Origin of the sequence: Amycolatopsis roodepoortensis, assembly GCF_024628825.1 — a bacterium.
GTDB classification, from domain to species: Bacteria; Actinomycetota; Actinomycetes; order Mycobacteriales; family Pseudonocardiaceae; genus Amycolatopsis; species Amycolatopsis roodepoortensis.
This window is the reverse complement of sequence record NZ_CP102415.1, coordinates 5,810,819-5,833,396: the sequence shown is the minus strand read 5'-3', so window position 1 is coordinate 5,833,396 and position 22,578 is coordinate 5,810,819. Positions and strand designations below refer to the sequence as shown.

29 protein-coding genes are annotated in these 22,578 nt (G+C 70.4%); 1 reads left to right on the top strand and 28 read right to left on the bottom strand.

Translation table 11 applies throughout. The features are described 5' to 3' along the window. Positions 1–143 precede the first annotated feature (143 nt). The 19 genes from NQK81_RS27850 to NQK81_RS27760 all read right to left on the bottom strand — a co-directional run bounded on the left by NQK81_RS27850 (position 144) and on the right by NQK81_RS27760 (position 14,927). Positions 144–947 carry a hypothetical protein gene (locus NQK81_RS27850; protein WP_257483855.1) on the bottom strand — a complete coding sequence of 268 codons (804 nt, stop codon included), beginning with the start codon at positions 945–947 and terminating at the stop codon, positions 144–146. Further along, positions 944–1,288 (bottom strand): hypothetical protein, encoded by a 345-nt coding sequence (locus tag NQK81_RS27845; protein WP_257483854.1) that lies wholly within the window; start codon positions 1,286–1,288, stop codon positions 944–946. Before NQK81_RS27845 ends, NQK81_RS27850 begins: the two co-directional genes overlap by 4 nt. Further along, positions 1,285–1,638, bottom strand: a complete 354-nt coding sequence (locus NQK81_RS27840) for a hypothetical protein (protein ID WP_257483853.1) — start codon at positions 1,636–1,638, stop codon at positions 1,285–1,287. Before NQK81_RS27840 ends, NQK81_RS27845 begins: the two co-directional genes overlap by 4 nt. Positions 1,639–1,678: 40 nt before the next feature. Next, positions 1,679–2,491, bottom strand: a complete 813-nt coding sequence (locus NQK81_RS27835; RefSeq protein ID WP_257483852.1) for a hypothetical protein — start codon at positions 2,489–2,491, stop codon at positions 1,679–1,681. Continuing rightward, positions 2,488–2,976 carry a hypothetical protein gene (locus NQK81_RS27830; protein WP_257483851.1) on the bottom strand — a complete coding sequence of 163 codons (489 nt, stop codon included), beginning with the start codon at positions 2,974–2,976 and terminating at the stop codon, positions 2,488–2,490. Before NQK81_RS27830 ends, NQK81_RS27835 begins: the two co-directional genes overlap by 4 nt. 13 nt (positions 2,977–2,989) lie before the next feature. Beyond that, positions 2,990–3,184, bottom strand: a complete 195-nt coding sequence (locus tag NQK81_RS27825; protein WP_257483850.1) for a hypothetical protein — start codon at positions 3,182–3,184, stop codon at positions 2,990–2,992. A 62-nt stretch (positions 3,185–3,246) separates the two neighbouring features. After that, positions 3,247–3,690 carry a hypothetical protein gene (locus NQK81_RS27820; protein ID WP_257483849.1) on the bottom strand — a complete coding sequence of 148 codons (444 nt, stop codon included), beginning with the start codon at positions 3,688–3,690 and terminating at the stop codon, positions 3,247–3,249. A gap of 44 nt (positions 3,691–3,734) precedes the next feature. Further along, the gene (locus NQK81_RS27815; RefSeq protein ID WP_257483848.1) at positions 3,735–4,205 is read right to left on the bottom strand and encodes a hypothetical protein; all 471 of its coding nucleotides are present in this window, start codon (positions 4,203–4,205) and stop codon (positions 3,735–3,737) included. Positions 4,206–4,241: 36 nt separating this feature from the next. Continuing rightward, positions 4,242–5,159 (bottom strand): hypothetical protein, encoded by a 918-nt coding sequence (locus tag NQK81_RS27810; protein ID WP_257483847.1) that lies wholly within the window; start codon positions 5,157–5,159, stop codon positions 4,242–4,244. Next, positions 5,156–5,803 carry a hypothetical protein gene (locus NQK81_RS27805; protein ID WP_257483846.1) on the bottom strand — a complete coding sequence of 216 codons (648 nt, stop codon included), beginning with the start codon at positions 5,801–5,803 and terminating at the stop codon, positions 5,156–5,158. The genes NQK81_RS27810 and NQK81_RS27805 overlap by 4 nt, the downstream gene beginning before the upstream one ends. After that, the gene (locus tag NQK81_RS27800) at positions 5,800–6,351 is read right to left on the bottom strand and encodes a hypothetical protein (RefSeq protein ID WP_257483845.1); all 552 of its coding nucleotides are present in this window, start codon (positions 6,349–6,351) and stop codon (positions 5,800–5,802) included. Before NQK81_RS27800 ends, NQK81_RS27805 begins: the two co-directional genes overlap by 4 nt. Then, positions 6,351–6,581 (bottom strand): hypothetical protein, encoded by a 231-nt coding sequence (locus NQK81_RS27795; protein WP_257483844.1) that lies wholly within the window; start codon positions 6,579–6,581, stop codon positions 6,351–6,353. Before NQK81_RS27795 ends, NQK81_RS27800 begins: the two co-directional genes overlap by 1 nt. A gap of 96 nt (positions 6,582–6,677) precedes the next feature. Next, positions 6,678–8,432 (bottom strand): VWA domain-containing protein, encoded by a 1,755-nt coding sequence (locus NQK81_RS27790; RefSeq protein WP_257483843.1) that lies wholly within the window; start codon positions 8,430–8,432, stop codon positions 6,678–6,680. A gap of 52 nt (positions 8,433–8,484) precedes the next feature. Next, complete coding sequence (locus tag NQK81_RS27785; RefSeq protein WP_306855996.1) at positions 8,485–9,594, bottom strand: AAA family ATPase; 1,110 nt, start codon at positions 9,592–9,594, stop codon at positions 8,485–8,487. A 166-nt stretch (positions 9,595–9,760) separates the two neighbouring features. Further along, positions 9,761–10,090: a hypothetical protein gene (locus tag NQK81_RS27780; protein WP_257483841.1), complete on the bottom strand. Its 330-nt coding sequence runs from the start codon at positions 10,088–10,090 to the stop codon at positions 9,761–9,763. 46 nt (positions 10,091–10,136) lie between these two features. After that, entirely contained in the window at positions 10,137–10,304 is a 168-nt protein-coding gene (locus NQK81_RS27775; protein ID WP_257483840.1) for a hypothetical protein, read from the bottom strand. A gap of 942 nt (positions 10,305–11,246) precedes the next feature. Further along, a complete protein-coding gene (locus NQK81_RS27770; protein WP_257483839.1) occupies positions 11,247–14,081 on the bottom strand; it encodes an AfsR/SARP family transcriptional regulator in 2,835 nt (944 codons plus the stop codon). Continuing rightward, the gene (locus NQK81_RS27765) at positions 14,081–14,503 is read right to left on the bottom strand and encodes a hypothetical protein (protein ID WP_257483838.1); all 423 of its coding nucleotides are present in this window, start codon (positions 14,501–14,503) and stop codon (positions 14,081–14,083) included. Before NQK81_RS27765 ends, NQK81_RS27770 begins: the two co-directional genes overlap by 1 nt. Positions 14,504–14,537: 34 nt before the next feature. Continuing rightward, the gene (locus NQK81_RS27760; protein WP_257483837.1) at positions 14,538–14,927 is read right to left on the bottom strand and encodes a hypothetical protein; all 390 of its coding nucleotides are present in this window, start codon (positions 14,925–14,927) and stop codon (positions 14,538–14,540) included. Positions 14,928–15,020: 93 nt separating this feature from the next. On the opposite strand from NQK81_RS27760, the gene NQK81_RS27755 reads away from it, so the two are divergent. Further along, the gene (locus NQK81_RS27755) at positions 15,021–15,545 is read left to right on the top strand and encodes a M50 family metallopeptidase (RefSeq protein WP_257483836.1); all 525 of its coding nucleotides are present in this window, start codon (positions 15,021–15,023) and stop codon (positions 15,543–15,545) included. An 8-nt stretch (positions 15,546–15,553) separates the two neighbouring features. Here the strand turns inward: NQK81_RS27755 and NQK81_RS27750 are convergent, their stop codons facing one another. The 9 genes from NQK81_RS27750 to NQK81_RS27710 form a co-directional block, all read right to left on the bottom strand. Beyond that, a complete protein-coding gene (locus tag NQK81_RS27750) occupies positions 15,554–15,955 on the bottom strand; it encodes a TadE/TadG family type IV pilus assembly protein (RefSeq protein ID WP_306855995.1) in 402 nt (133 codons plus the stop codon). A 62-nt stretch (positions 15,956–16,017) separates the two neighbouring features. Beyond that, the gene (locus NQK81_RS27745; protein ID WP_257483834.1) at positions 16,018–16,968 is read right to left on the bottom strand and encodes a hypothetical protein; all 951 of its coding nucleotides are present in this window, start codon (positions 16,966–16,968) and stop codon (positions 16,018–16,020) included. Positions 16,969–17,017: 49 nt separating this feature from the next. Further along, complete coding sequence (locus NQK81_RS27740) at positions 17,018–17,464, bottom strand: TadE/TadG family type IV pilus assembly protein (RefSeq protein ID WP_257483833.1); 447 nt, start codon at positions 17,462–17,464, stop codon at positions 17,018–17,020. Positions 17,465–17,466: 2 nt separating this feature from the next. After that, positions 17,467–17,664, bottom strand: coding sequence for a hypothetical protein (locus tag NQK81_RS27735; RefSeq protein ID WP_257483832.1), 198 nt, complete (start codon positions 17,662–17,664; stop codon positions 17,467–17,469). 51 nt (positions 17,665–17,715) lie between these two features. Continuing rightward, positions 17,716–18,609, bottom strand: coding sequence for a type II secretion system F family protein (locus NQK81_RS27730; protein ID WP_257483831.1), 894 nt, complete (start codon positions 18,607–18,609; stop codon positions 17,716–17,718). Beyond that, a complete protein-coding gene (locus NQK81_RS27725; protein ID WP_257483830.1) occupies positions 18,606–19,520 on the bottom strand; it encodes a type II secretion system F family protein in 915 nt (304 codons plus the stop codon). Before NQK81_RS27725 ends, NQK81_RS27730 begins: the two co-directional genes overlap by 4 nt. After that, positions 19,517–20,908: a TadA family conjugal transfer-associated ATPase gene (locus NQK81_RS27720; RefSeq protein ID WP_257483829.1), complete on the bottom strand. Its 1,392-nt coding sequence runs from the start codon at positions 20,906–20,908 to the stop codon at positions 19,517–19,519. The genes NQK81_RS27725 and NQK81_RS27720 overlap by 4 nt, the downstream gene beginning before the upstream one ends. Further along, on the bottom strand, positions 20,905–21,831 hold the full coding sequence (locus NQK81_RS27715; protein ID WP_257483828.1) for a CpaE/TadZ family protein: 927 nt from the start codon (positions 21,829–21,831) through the stop codon (positions 20,905–20,907). Before NQK81_RS27715 ends, NQK81_RS27720 begins: the two co-directional genes overlap by 4 nt. Then, positions 21,831–22,547 (bottom strand): SAF domain-containing protein, encoded by a 717-nt coding sequence (locus NQK81_RS27710; RefSeq protein WP_257483827.1) that lies wholly within the window; start codon positions 22,545–22,547, stop codon positions 21,831–21,833. The genes NQK81_RS27715 and NQK81_RS27710 overlap by 1 nt, the downstream gene beginning before the upstream one ends. Between the last annotated feature and the right edge of the window lie 31 nt (positions 22,548–22,578).

Genomic DNA, 22,578 nt, shown 5'->3' with positions numbered 1-22,578 from the left:
GGGCACGATGTCCGGTCCGGTCGGTGTTCGCACGACTCCGCCGCCGCCAGCACAGTGCCGCTACGCATCCGAGGACGCGGGCCAGCTGGCGCTCATCCTTAGTGGTGGCAGCCCCGTTCGCTGGGTCATGCCAGGTTCCCCTATCAGCTCGGTGTCACGGCCGGGCGCACATCACCCTCGGATTTCTCCGAGACGGCCTGGAAAACCCACTCCTGGGCGCCGATCCGGTAGTTCCCGTCAGCGTCGGGGTCGATCCGCCAGGGCAAGTAGCCGTCGTGGGTGCGCCGATGCTGGTGGACGTGGACGAGGGTGTCGCGGTCGAAGTACACCAGCGGGTGGTCGCTGGGGAAGGTGTCGTGGTTCGTCGCGCACCACACCGCCACGGCCTCGGCGATCTCCGGCCGGAACACCAGGACCCGCTGTTGTCCGGGCGAGGTGTCGATCCGGGCGGGAAAACCGCTCACGGGCAGGTTGTCGGGATCGCACGTGACCACGGTTTCGCCAGGGCGTGGGTAGTGCCGCGCGGCGTCGCGCAGCACTTCGAGCTGGCGGTAGAAGCGCGCCCGGGTGCGAGTCGGGCCGGACAGGAACCAGCGGCCGAGCTCTCCGAGCGGGTAGCGGCCGTCCGCGCCGAGGGCGATCTCGTGGCGCTGATGGGCAGCCTCCCCGGTGAACACCACCAGCACGTCGTCCTCGACACGGGCCAGCGGATACCAGTCCGGGCCGATCGGGTACACGACATTGAGCCACTCGCACACCGCTTCGGCGACCTCCCTGCGCAGCCGGGGCCGCACCCACAGCCCGTGAAGGCGGGCGGGTTCGATCACAGCGGGAAAGCTGACTCGGCACTCGTCCGCGCGGGCGGCGGGCACGTACTCGATCCAGTACTCGCCGACAGCGAGGTCGATGCCCGCGGACGAGTCCGGGGTGGTGGTGAGCGCGGTCATCGTGGCTCTCCTTCGACAGGCGTGTTCTGGTGTTGGGGGCGGGTCCAGCGGTGCGCGACGGGATCCCAGGTGGCTGTGGTCATCAGGCGATTGAGATCGGGCAAGCCAGGGCCGTACAACCAGCCGAACTCGATGCACTCGGCATCCCCGGGCCACAGCCCGGACCACGTGTCCTGCGGGCACTGGCATGTCTCGTCGTGACCGAGGCGCTGCAGTCCGGTGGCCAGACAGCGGGCTACGTCGCACCACTCGAGGTGAACCTGGCCGATCTCGGCGTGGCAGTCCGGGCATGACGGCTCCAGCGACGAGGTTCCCGACGAGTTCATGGGCGGGGTGCTCATGCCGACCTCCTGGTCGCGTTGTGCTGGTTTTCGAAGTACTCGTTCCACTCCTGTGTTTCGGCGCTCACGTAGGTGTCGTGCAGGCGCACATCGGGGTTCGCGAGCAGGCGGCGGTGCGCGAGGACCAGTCCGGCTCCGGAGGTGATGGCCTCGGCGAGCCGAAGATGAAGATGCGCCCAGTCGAGGCAGCGCCGGTACTCGTCCTGGTGATACGCGCGGCTGCTGAGGCTGGGGTACATCGCGCGGGCCCTGGCGAAGAGAGCCTCGGCGGCGGCGCAGTGCTCGGCAGCGCCACGCGGCTCCCCCGCCTCCGTGGCGGCGGAGTCGGCGGGTGCGGTGTCCGGTGACATGGTGTCTTCTCCTTCGGGTTGTGGTTCTGGGAGCCGGAGGTCAGTAGGTGGTGAGCACCGCGCGGGCGCGGGGGTCGTCCAGCACCGGGTGCGTGGTGTGGCGCTCGTCGGTTGCGATGCGGACCCGTACGCCGAAGCGGGGCGGCCCGCCGGACGGGTCGGCCCATCCGTAGAGGGCGGGCAGCATCGACAGGGCATGCACGGAGGTGTCGGCGGCGAGGTCGCCGTCGCGGTAGCCGACGACCTCGAACTCCACCTCCACCGGCGCTTCATCGGCGGTGACGGCGTAGCGCAGGTGCGGTGGCAGCTGAGCGCGGAGCCCGCTGAGAGCAGCGGGTTCGCCCAGACCGGGTGGTCCGGTGAGATCAGCGAGGATCCGCAGCCCGAGCTGGGGTAGGTCGTGTTGATAGGTGTCACCCAGCAGTGGGCCGTAGCGGCGGGCGGTCGTGTCGGCGGCGTCGATCCCGGTGCAGCCGCAGCTATCACGCATAGGCGGGAACTCCAGCGGTGTCTCGTCCGGGCCGGGTGGGATGTACTGGTCGGCGCGCAGCGACCACCGGTCACCTCGTCGCGCGGTCCACACCGCGTCGGTGTCGAAGGCGTGTGTGAAGTCGGTGCCGTGGCTGGTCGGCCAGGGCCAGGGCCACTCACGGTTTCCGAGCGCCACCTCGCCGGCCTCGTGGATCCTGGCGGTGCGCAGGAAGAGCGCGACGAGGGTGATGAACCCTCCCGCGGACCGGGCTCGCGTGATCTCGTCGAGCCAGCGGTCGTTACGGGTGCCGAGGCGGACCGAGCCGAGCCAGTCGGCGTCCTGGCCGCGCCCGAGGTAGAAGTCGTGCGTCGTGCTGCTCATCCGGCGTCACCGCCGATGATCGGCATGTCGGCGGAGACCTCCCGCATCAGCGGCATCGGCACCGACGGTGGCGCTGCCGGTTTACGCAGCCACGCGTACAAATCGGGCGGCCCGAGCGGGTCGTCCCCCTCGGGAAACCACGGGTTGCTCGGGTCGATACGGTGCCAGCGGACACCGCCGCCCACCGTGGCGAACACCGCGCCGTCGCCGGGGTCGAAGGTGATGATCCAGCTGCTGTTGTGGCTGGAATACCACGGCCATGGCCAGCCGCCCTCGCGCCGATACGCGCGGCCGAGACGTTCCTCCTCCCACACAACGAAAGCGTCGGCCACGGCCGCGCGGAAGATGGCCTCGGTGGTCGCGGTCACCGCCAGCCGCAGAGGTGGGACAGCGAGGAAGTTCTCGGGATAGCACTCCCCGTGCAGGGAGCCGATCCACTCCGCGTCCTCGCCGCGTCCGAGGTAGAAGTCGGTGTTGCTCGACATCGCCAGGTCCTCCTCATCGTGACGATGCATAGGGATTCCGGCCCACAGGTGCTGGGACACAGGCGTACGGATCGGGCGGCGGATACGGTGGAGCGTCGCCGTCGTGGGTGGCGTCCTGATCGTGTTCGGTGGCGCGGCCGAGGATGTAGGCCAGCACGATCACCGGGGTCCACGGGCCGGGCAACATCACGGCCAGCACGGTCCACATGAGACGTTTCCTCCTGTCGTGCATAATGTGTCGCCCTTTCAGTAGTGGGGGGAAGTGGTTGGTCAGCTGAAGGTGGGAATCGCGCCCAGCGTGCCGACGACCTCGGCCACGACGGCGGGCACGTCCATCACCGCGAACACGGCGTAGCCGCCGAGTTCGGTGTTGGCGGTGACCCCGACCCGGCTGCACAACACCGCCTCGCAGCGCCCGCTATTCCACTGCTCGAACGAGATCCCCGCCTCAGTGAGCATCCGCCACGCGCCCGGGCAGTACAGGCGCAGTACCTCGGGCCACGCGCGCTCGGGCACGTCGAGCTCGCCGCAGTACAGCGCGGACACCACCGCGACAGTCGACGCACGGCCAGAGAGGATGTAACCCCAGTTCGGGTCGAATCGTTCGACCGGGCGGTACCGCTTATCCCGTCCGGTCAGGGCGGGCAGCATCTCGCCCGCGTCGGGTTCGGCGTGACGGTAGAGGTCGTGGGGAATAGGCAGGAACGTAGTCATTTTCTGGCCTGTCCTTTCTGGACCCTGAGGTCGGCGGGTTTGCGTCAGAAGACGTGCGCGCAATGGGTGGCGGGTGTCTCGGGCGGGCGGTAGACGGGGAGCGGGACCGCTGGCGGCGCGTTCGGGTCGCGCAGCCATCGCGCGAAGTCCGGCGGGCCGCACCGCAACGGCGGGCGCGGGTCGTCGGGGTCCAGGCGGTGCCAGCGGTCCCCGCCGCCCGCCGTCATGTGCGCGGCGCCGTCAAGATGGGTGATGATCCATTCGTTGCGGTGGCTGGTTTCCCAGTCCCATGGCCACCCGTTCCGGGGTTCATGTGCGGCGCCGAGTCCCTCGACCGCCCACATCAGCAGCAGGTCCTTTACCGCCGTCTGGTAGGCCGAGGGCTGCCTCGCGGTCAGCGCGGCGCGGCCGTGGGGGTCTTTGAGGAGGTTGTCGGGGTGGCAGGCGAATTGCAGGGACCCGAGCCAGTGCGCCGTCGGTCCGGTGCCGAGGTAGAAGTCGGTGCGCGTGACCATCACGAAGTCCTCTCCCGAGGCGGATTGGGGGCTGGGTCAGAGGTCCTCGAGGACGGGGCATCCGGGTGTGTGGCCGACACCGGAGGTCAGCCCGGGCGGGCACGGCACGGGAGTGCCCGTGGCCCGTGCGTCGAGGTAGCGGCCCAGCGCCGCAGGTTCGTTGGCCGCGATCAGCGGCACCTCGCCGCCGCACTCCGGGCACGACCCGAGGACGCGCAGGTCGTCGACCTTGCCGTTGAAGCAGGTGAACCGGTAGTCGGTGCCGTCATCGGTGATGGTCACGAGAAACCAATTCCAGCCGCCGTGTTGACGGTCGGGGTCGTCGGTCACCGCCACCGCCGTCCTCGCCACACCGAACTCCTCGGTCACGTCACGAACCAGGACGCGGCGCAGGGCGGCGCGCTTGAGAAAGGCGGGATCGCGGCCAAAGCCGAACCCAGGGTTTTGTTGTCGGGCCCGGTCGAAAGCTTCGCGGGCACGTCCGGCGAGCGTGGCGACCCTGTGAGTCGCAGGCTGTCCGGTGGTGAGAGTGATGCTGTGCCAATCATTCTCGGCGTGATCGATGCCACGAACAACGTCGGGCAGGTACAGCACTCGTCCGCCGTCAAAGGTGTATGCGCCGCCCACATGGAGGTCCCTGCGCCGCCACGTCTTCCACGTCGCGAGGTCGTGGTTGCAGCCGGACACCGCTGGCCCGAAACCGCACATCGGCCATGCCTCAGCCAGGGTGTCCAGTGCGGTATAAAAGTCGGTCTCGGTGGTAGCGGTCAGGAATTGCCGTCCGACGGGCAGCAGAGCGATGGTCGCGGGGTCGGGTGTCCCGTCCGGGTATGCGGATTCGAGGTAGCCGACGTACTGGGTGCGTGGTCCCGTGCCGAGGAAGACCTCAACGCGGGAGGACATGTGCAGATCACCGGGACGTAGGCGTGTGAGGGTGGCGTTGATCGTGGTCATGTCGTCTCCTGGGTTTCCGGCGGTGTGGACGGGGCGGTCGTGGCGCTATCGGCCGAGAGTGCTTGTGCGAGCACGGGAATGCGGGCGAGCGCGTCGTCGATCGGCATGGTCAGCGTGATGCTCATGCGGTCGTCGGCCACGTAGTAGATGCGGGCGGGCTCGGGTGCCTGCGGGAACGCCTTTTCCAGTTGCGTGGCGATCTGGCGGCGCGCATCGTACTGGCGTGCTTGGGTTTCGAGGCGGTCACGTAGGGCGGTCTGGGCGCGGCCGAGCCACTGCTGGAAGGCCGGAATGAGCCGTTGGTGGATGTGGGTCGCGACCTCGGTGGCCGAGGTACTGACTGCGAACGTGGCCACGGGCAACTTGTCTCGGCGGTACCAGCGGAAAACGTCGTGAAGTTCTCGTGGGAAGTCCCCGGGAATGAGCCGGTAGCGCCACACGCCCGGCCCAGGCACGGGCCGGAAGCCGACACTGACCCCGGTGGCCAAGCACACGATGTCGGCGACCTGGTCTCGGGTTCGGCCACGGCCGACCGTCCACTTGCCCGGTAGCGCGGTCGCAACATCGATCGCGGCGAGCGCTACCCGGTCTTCTTTGCTAATGCGTGCGGGTTTGTCAGCCGTTGCTGCTGCAGTCGTTGTCATGACAGGGGCTCCTTTCGGTGTCCCGCACGGAGTTCCGACGCGTTCGCGGAGTAGCGGCAGTGCGTGCGGTGGGCGGGGTCGCCGTGGAATTCGAAGGGTGCGGTGTCGAAGAAGTGCTCCTCGGACTTCGTGTCGAGATAGGCGCCGAGGTCGGCGAGGCCGGCGACTCGCGCGACGGGGACCCGCGGTGCCTCGCAGTCCGGGCACGGGCCCAGCAGCAACCAGGACCACATCACGAACCCGGACAGGTCGGGGATGAAACGCCAGCAGCGGCCGTCGCTGGTGACCTCGATCAAATCCCCCGGGGTAAGCGTGGCCCCGGTCCCGTAGTGGCGGTCCGGGTCGTCCCGCACGAGCACGGTGTCGACATTGACGCCGAGCGCGGCCGCGATATGGCTTGTGGTGATCGCGCGGCGATTCCAGGGCGACCGGGCACCGTGACGATCGGCGAACGCGCGCGGCGCGATGGCGCGGTGAAGGCGGGCGACGGTGATCGCGCGGTCGGACAGCGAGGCGGGTGCGTCGGTGTGCGTCTCGTCGGTGGTCATCACGACCACCCCAACGCGTCGGCGACGGGCGCGGCAACGTACCCGACCTGATCACTCGCGCCGAGCCACACCACGGGCCGATCGGCGCCATCCGGGGCGCACACGACGCGTGCGAGAAGGTTCTCCAGGGGGTAGGCGGGTTGTGTAGCGAGCCGTAGCGGGGCGGCCGGGTCGTAGTGGTCGAGGGCGGCGATCAGCTCGCCCACGGTGTCGATGGTGGTGTCGGTCATCGATGGTCATCTCCAGTTCGCGGGTGATCGTGGGCCCGGGCGGGGCGGGACATGAGGGGGAGGGTGTCCGCGCCCCGCCCGGGGTCTGTGGGGTGGTTAGCGTGTGGCGCGAAGCGCGGCGGTGGCGGCTTGTCCGATGGCGCGGGCGGTGGCGGTGGGGTCGGTGAGCGTGTGCAGGGTGACCCCGTGCATGGGTTTGTTACCGGGTTTGTTGGGCTGCAGCCACAGGACAGCGCATCCGTTGGCGCGCAAGCGGTCGAGAAGCTTCTGCCCTGGCTTTTTGGTGCCAGTCTCGAAGATGCCGTCGGAGATGATCACCAAGAGGCGGGCGGCGTTCGGGCGCGACAGGTCGAGGGCGCCGTCGAGGGCTTCGATGGCGTCGTCGATGGCGTGCCCGCCGTAGCCCGTTTTGAAGGTCGTGACCCGTGCGGGGGTGGCTCCGGGGTGGGTGACCGGGGTGACCAGGCCCGAGCCGAAGGTCACGGTGGCGGTGGTGGCGGGCACGTCGGTGTGGTGTGCGGCGTGGGCGAGAATCCACGCGGCCGATGCGACAGGCTCTCTGAACGCCGACATGGATCCGGTGACGTCGCACGCGATGCCGAGCCGTAGTGGTGGTGCGGGCACAGTTTTGCGGGTGGTGCGGGTGAACGGTTCGGCGGTGGGAGTCGCGCCCGCCGCGCGTTGTGCGGCGGCGGTCATGGCGCCGCGCACCCGGAGCCGCCCGGGCGGTATGACCGAGGTGACTTTGGTGGTGGTGCGGTCGCGAATCCCGGCAGTGGTCAGCGCACGGGCAAGTTGCCGCGCGGCGGTGCGTTCGGCTGTCGCGGGCGCGCGGGTTCCGTTGGTGTGAGTTGCGTTCGGGTTGATCACGGTCCCGAAGGTTTCGTTCGCCATGGTGACCGCGCGGGCGCGGGCGGCGTCGTCGGCTGCGCGTGCCTCCATGGCTACGGTGACGGCGTCGGTGGGCGCGGGGTCGTCGGCGGCCGCACTGGTAATAGCGGTGGCGGTGGCGGTGATCGCTTGCGCTAACGGTGACGGCACACCGTTCCCGCTACCTGGCTGGGCGCCCGGGTTGGCGGCGCCGCGCTCGGGCGGCGGCTGGTCGGGCTCGTCACCGACGACCTCGCACCAGCGGCGCCCGAGTTCGATCATGGCGGCAACGTCGTCGTCGGCGACCTGGTGGGCGCTACGCCAGATGGCGCGTAGGTCGGCGAGGGTGTCGTCGCCGAGAATGCCGCGCACAACACGCTCGACCCGGGCGACTTCGCGACGGTTGAGGACACCACCGTCCACACGTGCCAGCACGAGCGTGGCGGTTTGCGCGGCGTCGTGTTTCGTCATGGTCGGCGCGGCGGCGGGGTCGTTCGCCTTGGTGTCGGCGAGGATGAGATTCGTGGCGCTCCCACGCAGCCAGAACCGGTCCTGCGGGCGGCGGCGTAGCTGCGCGGCTTCGATACGGGACTCTTCCAGCAGAATCGCGGCCGCCGCCGCACCCGGTGGCGCCCCGGGGGGTTCCCGCCACACCGAGTGTTGCGCGTGGGCGCATTCGTGGGTCAGCAACCCCCATGCGGTGCGGTAGCGCTTGCGGTCCCCGACGCGGTGCGGTTCGACGGTGGCGGGGTCGACCCCGCTGGGGAGGTGGATTCCGTCGACTTCGATGGCGGCGAGGTCGAGGAAGAAACACGCTGGGGCATCGTGTCCCGCCCCGGGGGCGACGGTGACCACGAGGTCGTCCCGGTCGGCGATGGCGGGAACCTCGTCCCCGAACCGGGACGACAGGGTCAGCCATTCCGGTTTGGCGGGGAACACGGCGGTCGGTGTGGCGGCGGGTGCGGCGATGTGCGCGGTCATCGTGTGTCCTTTCCGGACGGTCGCGGCGGCGGTAACCGGTGGGGCGGGGGGTTTAGAACTGTTCGCCGACGGCAAGCGGGGCGACGTGGGCGCCGAAGACGTTGCGGACCACGTCGGCGACGATGTCCTGGTCTTCTTCCGGCGCGGCGGCGATCAGGTTTCCGGCGGCGGTGATGAGGTCCAGCGCGGCGGCGGCGTTCTTGAACGCGATGAGTTCGCGCATCTGAGGCGCCCACCCGATCTCGCCCTTTTTCTGCCGTGCGACGAGATTTTTCGCGACACGCACCGCTTTCGGGTCGACCCCGATCCGGGTGGCGAGGTCGTAGTCGGTGGTCACGTGGATCTTGATCGCGAACCGGGACGCCAGCGCGTCGCTGAGTACCGCCCCGTGCACCCCGGGGTTGTGCCCGCCCACCACGTAGAAACCGGGCGCGGCGTCGACACGTTCCCAGTTGTTGGTCTTGATGGTGATGTGCCCGCGCCCGTCCATGACGGGGTACACCACGGCGAGCACGGGGGCGGGAATCAGGGTGAAGTCGTCGATGAAGAACGCGCGCCCCTCACGCATCGCGGTCACCAGCGGCCCGTGCGCGAATTCGTAGGTTCCGCCCGGGGTGGGTACATACCCGCCCACGATGTCGTCCACCGTGGTGTCACTGTCGCCTGAAAGGGTCACCGCATCGTCGAACGCGGCTTCGACCAGCGACGTCTTGCCCGTTCCCGGGGGTCCGTACAGCAGCGAGGGAATTCTGTTTTGCCGCAACTGCCGCAATACCGTCACGTCCGAGCTGCCCGCGAGTTTGCGCGGGTGGTAGAGCTGCCCATTCGGGCGCCGCACCGGTGCGGTCACCAGCACGGGCGCGGTCGCCTTTGTCGGCCCGGGGGCGCGTTTCGGCGTGACGGGCGCGGGCGGCGTGGCGGCGTCGTCTGTCGCGGTTTCGGTGGTGCGCGTGCTGATCACGGCCGTCGCGGCGGCGGCGGGCGTATTGGCGTTCGCCCGGTAGGCGCGGGACGGGTGTCCCATGTAGTCGGCTTCGCCGCGCGCTTTCAGGGTTTCCAGGGCGTTGCCGACCGCGCCGGATGACCGGTTCAGCAGTCGGGCGACGGCGCCCGCCGTCAGTCCGGCATTGGCGGGTTGCTGGGTGAGCAGTTCGGCCACCATGCGGCGGAGTTCGCCGTTGCGTAACCGGTGTGCCGCGCCCGGGGCGGCGGGCGCGGTGCCCGTGGCCGGAGTCGTGGCGTTCGTGGTCATCGTGCTGGTTTCCCTTCACGGCAATGGGTTTGACCGTCATGAATTGCGGGCGGGGACCGGGGCGGGGGTGCGGGTGTTATGCGCGGCGCAACGTGGTGGTAAGCGCGACCACGGCGTGGCCTTCGCTGGGGGCGCGGTATTCCGCGCCGTCGGCGGTCACCACCCGCCATTCCGATTGCCGCACGATGTCGGCGGGAAAGAAGCTACCGATGAAACGCCCGTCGGGTCCGGTTACGGTGCCGTACAACAGTTGTTGACGGTCGGCGGGGTCGATCACCACACCCGTGACGGTGCATTCGTTGTCGATGTCGGTGCGGGTCACCAGTTCGGGTTGCACGTCGCGGCTCATGGTCGGGTCGACCACGTACACCACACGTTCCGGCGCGTCGTCGGTGTTGTCGTTCACGGCGTTGTCCCTTTCGGTGTCGGTGTGACGGTTTCGCGGTGGGTGATCAGTGGGCGGCGGCGAATTCGGCTTCCGCCGCTTCGGCGTCCCGGCTATGCGTTTCGGCGGCGGCGGCGTCGGCGGTGTCGTGGTCGGGGTAGGTGTCGGACCAACCGCAATAGCAATGCGCGGTGGTGGTGCTGTCCGGGTTGTCGGTGGTGTCGGCGTAGCACATGGCAATCCCCAATCGCGTGTTTGCTGGTTTTTCGCTTTCCGGGGGATAATTCGCGCCCGGGCGGTGATTTTGTCGCGCTTTCCGGTTTTCCCGGTGACACAACAAACGTAACTCGACCACGGGCGCCCGCGCAATAGTTTTCCGGGATTAATTTCAGGGAATTTCGCCTATCTTTTCGCATGAATGGCCGCGATTTCACGGAAATGTTTGTGCAGGTCAGGCGGTTGCGGGTCGACCAGGAAGGGGGCAGCCGGCGACAGGTGAAACCGCGGATAGATGTAGCCTTTTTCATTAAATAGAAAGAGAAGGGAAGAAAGGGGAAGAGTGAGTGAGGTGCGAGGGTGAGCGCTGGTGAAACGTTGACGGAGTCGCGTGACATCGGCGCCGGGCCTGATGTGTTCACCTGCTTGGTGTCAAGCGAGTCTGGGATACCGGTGGATCCCCCATCAGGGGGTGTGACCTGCGAGAACGGCCGACATGGGGGGATCCACCTTAGGCGGATGCCGGAGAACGAGGCTGATTGGCCGGGGCGGTGGCCCCACGGGTGGCAGTCACGCTCCGCATCACCGGAGACGGCGGGGGCGGCACTGAGTGATCGCGCCGACGGCTCAGGCCTAGCATTCATGGCGGTATCCGCGGGCAGGGCAGGCGGGTCGCCCCGGTGAGATAGGAGCGTTTTTGTGGCGCGCGAGAGTCGCTGATAACACTCGGCGAGAGCGGGTGTCAGAGCTGCCGGGGAATTCGATTGTGCGCCCACGAAGTTCTTTTTCTTCAGCCTCGACGGTTGTGCTGCCACAGTCGACGCTAGCATCGGCGCGGGCTGAATATCGGCGGGAAATCGAGGTATTTCGCTATTCCGCACGAATACCTCTACCGCCCGGTAACCGCACCTCGCTTCCTGCTTCGGCGAGGTGTGTTCGAGAGTCGGCGGCGGTGTGTCATTCATGGCGCCGTGGTTCGGGAGCAGTCCTCGACCGGTATTCCGCGCTCGCGGGCACGTAACCGCTGGGCGAGGTCGACGGTGTCCGCGGTGGGCGTGGTGTCGATTTCGGCGAGGCGGGTTCGCAGGAGGTCCAGGGTGCGGGAGATGGCGTCGTGCCGGCCGAGGGTGTGCTGCAGCCGCATGATGTCGCGGTAAAGCAGTTCGTTGTGCGGATCGAACGCCCGCGCGGTTTCCAGCAGATCCAGGGTGTAGTCGGGGTCGGCCTCGACTCGGGCGCGAGCGAGCGCGGCCACGGCGTCGAGCGCGTCGCGCCTCGTCACTTCCCGGGCGGCGATGAGCCAGTCGGAGTCCATCCCGTCGGCCAGGACACCTCCGTAGTGCGCGACGATCGCCTCGTAGGCGTCAGCTCGCCGCTCGGCCGTGCCGGCGGCACGGCGGCGGGTCACCACGTCGGCGAAGGACCAGTAGTCCACCTCCACCACGGCCGGGTCGAGCCGGTACTGGCCGTGCTCGGCCAGTACCAGTTCGCCGACGGTGCCGCTGGTCGCGCTATCGAGAGCGCGGCGGATGCGGGACAGGATCGTGCGGAGCACGCTGGCAGGGTTGCGGGGCGGTTCGTTCGGCCAGAGGGCGTCGACGATCGCGTCCCGCGATACCCCGCCGGGATGCACCGCGAGGAAGACCAGCAGTTCGAGCGGGCGGTTGCTCAGCTCGCGCGGCTCAGCCTCGGCTTGGCCGGGGCCGGGTCGCCAGTGCAGGGCCGGTGCGCCGAACACCGTCAGCACCAGCGGCGCGGGTGATCCCGGATCCATGCTTGCCACATGTGGGCGTGGCTCCTCGGCGGGTTCGCTGGCCGGGGACGGTTCCGGCGCGGCTGGCCCCGCGGTGATCTCCAGTCGTCGCGGGTCGTCGCCGGCATTCCGCGGCGGGGCTGGGGACGTCGTGTCCGGTGGTGTCACTGCGTGCCAGGGCTTGGGGGCGTCGCGGGGCGGGTGAACATCGGCGGTGCCGCTGACGACGCTGTCGTGGTGTGCGGCGCCGCGAAGGAAGACCAGGAGGTCGCGGGTCGCGGTCTCGGGCAGAGTGAAAGCACGGTTTCCGCGCAGGGGTTCGCCGAGACCGGGATCGGTGGCCGAGATGATCCCGCCGCCGGTGACGTAGGCGGTCACCCCGGCGAGCCACTGGCCCAGCACCAACGCGGTGAGCCCATGCTGGCCGTGGTTGTCCAGCAGGTGCTGCAGCCGCGCTTCCTGGCCAGGGTCACCGGGCGGGGATGCGATCAGGACGGCGGGCCGCGGCGGCGCCGGGGCGGCGAGGGCAGCCAGTGCGGTGTCCAGGTCAGCCACCACGGTGATCGACTCCGGCAGGTCGGCGGTCACTCCCGGAACACCGAGCAGGCGGGCCACGTCGGCACTGGGCACGTAGACCATGAGCATGGGTGCGCTCTCGGACGCGTCGGCCAGGAGGGTGAGCAGCAGGGCACGGGCCGCGGCGTAGCCGCCTGGCCCGACCAGGCCCAGCCCGTGGACACGGGCCAGGTCGAGGGCGATCTGGGTCCCCTCGTCTGCTGTGGAGGCCTCACCGTCGGTGTCAGGGCGTGTGGTGTCGAGAGCGATGTCGACCACGGACGGCAGCGTCGCCGGTCCGGCGACGCTGCCGATGGGTGCGGCGGCACCGATCACGCGGCGGACACGAGGTATGAGCACCGTCAGCGGCCCCTCGTTGTCCGTTCCTTCCGGTGCTGTGTTCGAGCGCGGTGCCGGGTCGCCGGCCGCGATGTCGGTCTCGGCGTTCAGTTCGAGGTCTTCGTCGTGGTGCTGGGCGCGCAGATGAGCCAGCCGCAGCTGGTACACGACCGGAGCGACGGGCAGCTCGTCGTCGCGCCAGCCGCTGCCCGGCCGGTACCGGGCGTGGCGTCGCCGTCGCGCCAACACGAGCAGGGCGCTGACCGTCGCGGCCAGGCCCAGGCTGACGAACACCTCACCGCTCCCCCATGTCGCCGCACCCCCAGCAGGTTGATCCGCCGCGGCCGGAGCAGTCTCCGAGGACGGTGGCGTGGTCGTGGCCGGTGCCGGTGGTGCTGATTCGGGCGCGGGTACCGAGGGGGCGGGCGTCGATTCCGGGAGAGGCGGCGTAGGCGGACCGGTGGTGGGGAGGTGGAGGGTGTCGCCGGGGTGAATCAGGTTCGGGTTGGTCAGTACCCGTCCGCCGGGCTGGGCGCTGCCGTGGTTGAGGGCCCAGATTTCCGGCCAGCGATCACCCTCGCCCAGGCAGCGTTGCGCGATCCTCCACAGCGAGTCGTGCACCCCGTTCTCCGGTGGCCGGACCCGCTCGGTCCCGGGCTCCGCCGGAAACCGGGTCTGTTCATGGGCGACCGGTGTCGCGGAAACGGGAGCGGTGACGGCCACCGGACTGTGGCCGGTGGGGAGGGGCGCGGCGGTGGCGGTACGGCCCAGCAGGGCCACGAGCAGGGCTCCGACGAGCACGGCCGCGACGCGCCGCACCGGGCCTGTCTGTCGTTTCAGGTCCGGCAGTCGGCCGCCGCGGGCGACGTAGGCCGCGCACGCGGCGAGGTCGAGGACGAACGCCAGCCACAGCAGCCAGGCCAGGCAGGCGAGCGTGTCGAGCAGGAACCGTGGCGACATCCGCGTCATCAGCGCCGTGCCGATCTCGTCCAGGCTCGGCAGGTGATCCGGCAACGGCCAGCCCACGCCCTTGACCAGCGCCCATGGCAGGCCCGCCACCAGCGCGACCAGTAAGACGGCGGCGATCGACCCGCGCGCCGCCCGGCCCAGCAGCCGCGCGGCGCGCGCGGCTGGTGCGCGGCCGATCATCAGCTGCTCGCCGCGCCGACCGCTACTCCCCCGTTGCCGGCGGACTCCGGTGCGGCCGGGGTCGGCGCGGCGGGCGGTGCGGTGGCTGCCGGGGTGTCCTTGCCGGGGGTGCCGTTGTTCTTCGCGGTGCCAGGGCGTTTGCGTTTGCCGCCGCGGGCGGGCTTGGCTACCTGGTCGCGCCAGCGGGTGAGGTCGGCAACGGGGACGTCGGTGACGTCGGCTAGTTCGGACACGTCGATGACGTCGCCGGCGGCGGTGAGGACCTCGCCGAGCTCGCGCTCGAGGTCGGCGAGCTGCTCTGCCAGTTCGGTGTGCCGGCGGGCCAGCTCGCCCACCGTGCTGGCCGTCTGGGCACGACGCGCGCGACGCGCCGAGTCTCGTTCCTCGAGACGGCGGGTGATCTCCTCGTCGGTGTTGACCATGCCTGTGTTCTCCCTCCACTGTGTGCGTCCGGGGTCAGGGCTCGATGCCGGTGACCCCGCGCTGCGGATGTGCTGCGCCTCGCCCGTGGGTGTGGATGGCGTCGATCCCGGCCAGCGACAGCAGCTGGGTCCGGTAGACGGAAGTGACCTCGACGGTCACCGTGTCCCCGGCGACCGCGACGGTGCCGGTAGCGCCGACGCTGGCCAGATATCGCTGCGCGAGGTCACGTGCCCGCGCCGGATCGATGCGAACAGCGCCGTTGGCGCGATATGCGGCGAGGTCGAGCGCCTGGGCGCCGGCGCGGGCGGCGGACTCGGCCTGCCCGCCGGCGCGGACCTTGCTCGCCAGGGCGAGGCCGCCGTCCAGGCACAGCCCGGTCAGGGCGAGCAGCCCGAGCAGGAGCGCGAGCACGAACGCGGTCACCCGGCCTTCCTGCGCCCGCCACCACCGCAGGTGTGCGGGCGTGCCGGACGGTCGGGTGCGCGGCGAGGCAGAGGGGTAAGCAGAATGAGCGGCGTGACCGCACCCGGGACGGAATCGCCTGATATGGACGAGGATCGCGTGACCGCTTGGCACGAGGCCGGGCACGCGGTCGTCTACCTGCTGCAGGGCCGCTCGCTGCGCTACGTGACCCTGCGGCCCCGAGGCGCCGGGCGCGTGGGCTTCACCGCGGTCCGGCCCCGCCGTGTCGACCTGGGAGCGCAGGCGGTCGTAGCCCACGCCGGACCGCTCGCCCAGGCTCGCTACGTCCTTGAGGCGACCAGCGCAGCCGAACGGCGTCACGACGGTGTGACCGCGGAGGACGTCCGTCTCGGCGCCTACCTCCTCGGCGGGCACGATGATCTCGCCCTGATCTCCGAAGCCCGCCAGGCCTACGGGGTCTCCGACCGCCAGCCAGATCTGTGGGCGGAGTTCGCGCAGGACATCGTCGACCGGCACTGGAATGACATCGGCCGTATCGCCGAAGCGTTGCTCGAGCACCGGACGCTGACCGGCGCTCAGCTCCGTGCCTGGGTGCCCGGGCTCGCACTCGGGCGCTGACGACGTCATCAGGCACCGCCCGGACGGGCCTGGGACCGGTGGGTGTCGACGACTTCGCTGGCGGACGATTCCAGGGTTTTCCCGCCGGGGACGCCGAGCAGCGCGGCTTGTCCAAAGTCGACGGAACACCTGACGTGCACGGTCACCGCCCCGGCGGGAGCCAGGGTTCCCGACAGCGTGGTGGTCACCTCGCGGCACACCACACCCGCCTGGGCCAGCGCGGCGCCGGCCGTGTCGCGAGCGGCAGTGGAGGCAGCGGGTGTGGTGCGGTGCAAGGTGGCGGCGCGAGCGGCCTGATGAGCGGCGTCGTCGAGCCGCAGCCGCGCATCGACACCACGGTGCACCACCACGGCCAGCAACACCAGAAGCATGACCAGCACCGGCGTCACCAGCACGGTCTCAGCGGTCACCGAGCCGCGCTCGGCCCGCCACCATGCCCGCACCCCTCCCGACTGCCGGCTACCTCGCGGCGTCACGACTGCCGCTCCCCTGCCTGGCCGCCGGCGCCGAGCGGTGTGGTCGTCGGACGGTGAGGTGGGACCAGCCTGAGCCGAGGCCATTCCGTGGCTGGTCGTTCCCAGGGGAACTCCCCAGCTTGGGTGAGGTCGCGGGCCGCGGTGACGTGAGCGAACACGTTCTGCGGCAACACTTCGGCGGCATGGGTCAGTCGGCGAAGGTGGTCGTGGCCGGGCAGTGTGGCCAGAACATGGCCGGTGCGGTGCGTCAGGTCGGTGTGCCGCAGTTTCGCTTCCCACGCCCGGGTGAGCAGCAGGCAGCCGTGCAGATGACGGCCAACCTCGTCCAAGCCGTGGTCGATCGCCGAGACCGCCTCGCGTGCCGCGGCCACCAGGTCCTCGCCGACGTCGGGATCGCTGGCGAGTTCCTCGGCGAGGACGCGCACGTCACGGCTGCGATCGAGACAGCACAAGGCCTCCCACACCACCCGGTGCGCCTCACCCGGCACTGCGGGGTCGATCCAAGCTCGGGCCGATGTGCGGTGCAGCTCGTCGACGCCAGCCAGCAGATCCCGCACCAGCCTCGCGGTATCGGGCCCGAGGTCGGTGAAATCCCTGCTGCGCCAACCCTCGCCGTGACGTAACCGGGTCCGGGGAGTGTCATCGTGCGGCCCCTGGTACTCGCGGGCCGCGCACACGGCACGCCAGCCGGCCAGCACGACGATCAGGACCACGGCGGCGACGATGAACTTCCCGGAGAATCCTTTCCCCACTACTAGGGCGAATCCCACGGCGATCGCGCTGGACAGTCCTTTCAGGACGGTGTCCGGTCGCACCGCGGCGAGGATCTGCCGACGGCGCCAGTGGCGTGCGGTGACGGCGGGATGGAGCAGCACGGTGTCCTGCCCATCTGGGAACACGCCGTCGAGCACCGGCGACACCATGCCTGAACGGCTGAGGTTGCCCATCGGGAACTCCTGTCGGTCTACACCAAACTCGGCTCTGGATAAGGAAAAGTCAGGGTGTTGTGTCCGTATCGGGCACGAAGCGTTCGACCTCGCCGACCGTTTCGGCGTGCACGTGCAGGTGCACACCTGGCAGGACCGCGACGGCCTCGCCACGGATACTCACCGACACCGAGGTCGCGTCACGGACCACGGCGAGCCGCGATTCGCGCAGCGGGCCAGCGGCGAGGTCGTCGAGCAGCCGCTGACCCGCGGCATGGCCGGCACCGGCGGTGCCGTCCTGGGTCCGTGCCGCGGCCAGGGCCTGGGACGCGGCGGCCTGGGCGACGTGGGTCGCGTGAGACCACACGGCGAACTGGATGATCGCCAGCAAAGCCAGCAACAGCAGCGGCGTCGCGATGACCAGTTCGACGGTGACCTCGCCCCGGTCCCCGGAAAGCGCGTGCCGGACACGGCGAGCCAGCCGACCGCGAGGAGGTAAGGCGTGTCGGGCCGGCATGGTCAGCCGATCCCGAGGTTGATCGAATTGGCCTTCTCGGTCAGTTTCGCGACGATGATGGCGATGATCGCGATCGCGGCGATGGCCATCAGCGCGGTGACGATGACAGTGGTCGTGATCTCACCACGCTCAGGTTCCGCTCGCAGCACGGCGATCCTCGCCGACACCACTGTCCATATCGTACGGACGTATTGCGTCATGGCTCCTTCTTTCATTTCCGTGCAAGGCTTCTCGCTGCGACTCCACGCGGGCTAAAGCCCGTTGAGGACCTGAATGACAGCGGGATAGGCGATGAATCCCAAGAATCCGAGGAACAGCAACGTCACCGGGAGTGCCATGTGCTCGGTTGCAGCCTGGGCGTCGGTTTCAGCGTCGGTGACCTGGTGGGTCCGCAGCGCTTGGGCCTTCGCCGCCAGAGACGCGCGGACGCGAGCACCTTCGCTCCCGGCCAGAGAGATCGACGCGGCGAGTTCGGCGAGTTCGGTGATGTCGAGTTCCTCGCCGAGCCGGTGCAGCGTGGCCCAGGGGGTGGTGCGGGTCAGCTGGGCGGCGTGCAGCGCGCGGCGGATCTTGTCGAACGCCGGACCTGTCCCGACGGCCGCGGCGTCACCGAGAGCGGCCTCGACCCCAGCTCCTCCGGCGAGCGTGATCCAGACGAGATCGAGGAAGGCCGAGAGAGCGTCGCAGAACTCTCGCCGCGACCGAGTGGCTTTGGCGCGGACCTCGAGGTCCGGAGCCAGGAAACCGAGCGCGGCGAGCCCGAGCCCGGCCAGCAACGGCACCTCGCCCCCCAGCGACAGCCCGCCGAGAACCAGCAGCGCCTGCAGCGGCCACGGCGCCAAGAGCCCGGCCACGGCGAGCACGGCTTTCGACGCCAGGTGGGTGTCGACGCCTCGGCCGGCGACCCGCAAATCGGCCTCGATCTTCGTACCGGGCAGCCCGAGCATCCGCAGGACGGGCACGAAAACGCGGCCCCAGGCGCGCACCCACGCGGCCTCGCCGGTGAGGACGATCGGCGTAGCCAGCCGCCTGGCACTGACCTTGGCGAGCTGGTCGCTCAGCGCAGGGCGAGGCGGCACGGCCCAGGCCAGGAGCAGCCAGAGCCCTGTGCCAGCACCGGCGCCGAACGCGAGTGCCGGGATCATGAGGGCCCACCTCCGCCGTCTCGCGCGCCGACAGCCGCTGGGCTGTCCAGGACGAGCACCCGTGGTTGCCGTCCGCCGGTCGCGATCCGGGCGAGCCACGCGAACCCGGCTGCGAACAGACCCCCGATGAGCAGCAGGACGATTTGGCCGGTGGCGGTGTTGTAGACGTCGAGGTAGGCGCGGTTGAACAGCACGACCCCGGCGGCGAAGGCGAGGGTGGTGGCGACGATGACCCGCACGGAGGTCCGGGTCCGGGCGCGGCCGGTCTCCACGCGCATGCGCATCGCGGCTTGTTCGCGGGCGGTGGTGGCCAGGGAGCCGAGCAGGTCGCCGAGCTGGCGGGCTTGGTGCTCGGCGGCGAGGACGAGGGCGGCGAGGACGAGGTCTGCGGTCGGGTCGTCCAGCTCTCGTGCCAGCTTCCGTAAGGCGGGCGCCAGGCGCTGCCCGCTTTCCAGCCTCGCGGTGAGGGTGGTGACCTCGCCGCGGATGGCCGCGGGCGCGAGCGGGGCGGTGGCGAGGATGGCTTGCTCGAGCCCCGCTGCGGCGGACAGGATGTCCCGCAGCATCTCAGTCCAGGACGCGATCGCCTCGATCCGCGCGACCCGGCGGGCGTGGGCGCGGTCCGGACCGACCAGACGGGGCAGGAACCACGCTCCAGCGGCGGCCAGCACCGCGCCGACCACCCAGCCGGTCGCGGCGCCGGTCAGTGCGCCCACGCCGACCGCCACGGCCAGGCGCAGCAGCACCCGCCGGTCTCCGGCCTGGTCGCGTGCGGCGCGCAGCAGCGTGTGACGGCGCGGGGGTGGCGGCACCGCTGCGGGCCGGCGCCAGGCGGCCACGATCAGCAGTACACCGACGGCGGCCCCCAGCCCGAGCGCGGAGGCGAGCATGGTGGTGGTGTCGATGGTCATGGCGTCCACCACCCCTCCGGACGGGCCAGCAGGTCGGGGTCGAATCCGGCGGCGGTGAGGTCGTCGAGGGTGTCGGCGCGCAGGGCGCCGGCCACCGGGACGGCGCGGCGGTCCGGGCCGCGGCGGTAGACCTCGTTGGAGATCACCGCCCCGTCTTCGGCGTCGATCACCTCGCGGATCGAGGCGATCACCCGTGTCGTCCGGTCGGTGGCGCGGTCGAGGTGGACAACGAAATGCACCGCGCTCGCGACGAGCAGCGCGGTGGCCTCCAACGGGAGCCGCTCCGGTCCTTGGGCGGCGTAGGAGGCGAGGCGGGTGAACGCGATCTTTGAACTGGACGCGTGGAGGGTGGCCATGGAGCCGTCGTTGCCCTGTGACATCGCGTTGCACATCGGAATGACCTCGGCACCGCGGATCTCCCCGACGATGACCCGGTCCGGGGACATGCGCAGGCCCCAGCGGACCAGCTCCGCCTGGTCGATGGCGCCCTCGCCCTCGACGTTGGGTTCGCGGGCCTGCAGGGCGGTGACATCGGCGTGTAGCTCGGGATCTCGGTCGAGGCCGAGTTCGAAGGCGTCCTCGACCGTGACGATCCGCTCCAGTGGGTCCATCTCCGCAGCCAGGCCCCGCAGAAGCGTGGTCTTCCCGGCGCCGGTGCCGCCGGTCACGAGCACGTTCTTACGTGCCCGCACCAGCGCCCGCAGGAACCGCTCCAGCCCGACGTCGAGAGTGCCGCGGCGACGTAGCTGCGGGAGGGTGGCGGTGAGGTAGCCGTGCCGGCGGATCGTGCACGCCGTCACCCCGCCCGCCGTCAAACCGAGGACCGCGAAGAGCCGCTCGCCGCCGGGCAGCTGGAGGTTCAGCGCCGGACTGCCGCGATCGAACCTGCGCTCCTCCGACGACGCCCGCGCGGCGAGGGTGCGGATCAGGTCGGTGAGTTCCGCGTCCGACGCCGCCACCGGCGCGGCCTGGGCACGGCGGCCGTCGTTGTACTGCACGAACACCCGGTCGTAGCGGTTGACCGCGATCGTCTCCACCGAGCGATCGGCCAGCAGCGGCTGCAGCCCGCCCAAGCCGAACACCTCATCCAGAACCTGGTCGACGACTCGCTGCTCGGCTACGGAGTCCACGAGGGCACGTCCGGCGAGAAGCTCGGCCTCGCTGTGCGCGGCGACCGCGATGTCGAGGACCTCACGGCCGATCTCGCGACGCTGCGCCACGCTCAGCGCCGCCACGCTCAGCGCCGCGCCGCTCGTCCGGGACGCGGTCTCGACCCGGCCGGGTAGGTCCGTGGTCAGCGTCTGCCGGAGCCGGTCGCGTAACCGCTGCTCGGCATCCCTCGGGCCGGTCGCGGCGGCGGGCATGGTGGGGTGGTCTGTCTGAGTCATGCGCGGGGCTCCTTCCCTGCAGGGCTGGGCTGATGGCCGTTGTGTCGCGGATCCCTCACTTGCGGCGGCGGCGCGGACGCAGGTTGTGGCCCGAGGCCGGGCGGGGTGATGAGCACGCCACCGGGTCGGCGCACCTGCTGGGCAGGTACACCCGGCACCCCGGCCGGTAAAGGCGCCGGAGGCGGAGCCATGGGACTGAAGGGTTCGGCCAGGGTGAGGGCGAGAGCGGCGGCGTGGCGGGCAAGGCCACCGTTGGTGCCGCGGCGGCGGGCCAGTGGCTGCCGGTACCCGGTCAGGGTGGCGGCAGCGAACGGGTCGTGCGGGAGACGCCCGATCGCGGGTATCCCCAGCTCACGTTCGACATCCACGGTCGGATAGCCATCACCGGTTAGCAGCAAGCCGGGACGTGGCGTCCAGCGCGCCAGTTCCCCCAGCCGCGCCGCGGTGTGGGCGAGGTCGTCGCCCTGAGTACCCGTCACCAGCACCAGAGCATCGGCGCAGCGCGCGATCGTCTCGGCCGGTGATCCGGGATCCACCCGCCCGCAATCGGCGAGCACCACCACACCCGTGTCGCGGGCCACGACGGGCAGCAGCGGCCCGTCCGCGGCCGTGGCCAGGGTCGACAGGGCGGCACGTGCGTGCGTGCCACCCGGCGGGGCCACCAGTGCGCGGGCGCCGCCGGGCAGGGGCTGGGTGTGGTCCCACACCACCGCGGGATCACGGGTGCGGCGTGCCGCAGCGGCGAGGCTCACCAACCCTGGGGAGCCCGGCAGGCCAAATCGCATCGCCAGGTCACCTCCGGACGGGTCGACCTCGGCGACCAGACAGCGCATGCTCTTGGCATGCGGCCAGGTCATGGCCAGCGCGACGGCCAGGGTCGTCACGCCCGGCGAGCCTTTCACCGAACACAAGGCGATCAGCATCACCGCTCACCGCCCGCCGCCTGCATCACCAGCGTCAGCTGCCCGGCGGGAACCTGTGCCAGCTGCGACGCCCCCACAGTGTCGAGATCCAGCGACACCACGGTGGACTGATCAGTGCCCGCAGGGCCGACCCCGACGACCGTGGCGCGCCAGGACGTCCCCGGCACTTGTCCGGTGGCCGCGGCGCCTGCCGCTGTGGCAGCGGTGACGACGACGGTCACCGGCGCTCCGGCGGCCAGCTCGGGCGGGGCCTGCCCCGGCTTTACGACGACCCCGACCACCGCCCGGCCCGCCGCCGGAATCGCGGCAGTGCCCACCGCGTCCGGCGTCAGCAGCGCTCCCGCGCCGAGGCTGGTCGCCATCGGCCGACCCAGCACGCTCGCTACCCGATCCGCCGGAATCAGGGCCACGCCTGGCGCGGCGTACACGTCGATGCTGCGCAGGTCCGCGGGCGTCAGCACATGCCCGAGTTGGACCGGCTTCGCCAGCGCCAGCGCCAGCACCGGAACCCGGTCCTGGGTGCTGGTTGTCCACCACACCGCGCCACCGACGCACAGCACCACCAGCAACGCTCCGGCCACCAGATGCGGCAACCGGCGCCGCCGGCTCCCTCGCGCAGCCACCCTTGACGGCGAGCCCGAGGAATTCAGCCACGGCACCGGCCGTGCTTCGCCGGTCGCGCTGTCGCCGCGCGCGGGACTGTCAGTACTGGTCACGAGAAACCCCTCCAGGCATAGCTCGCCCGCA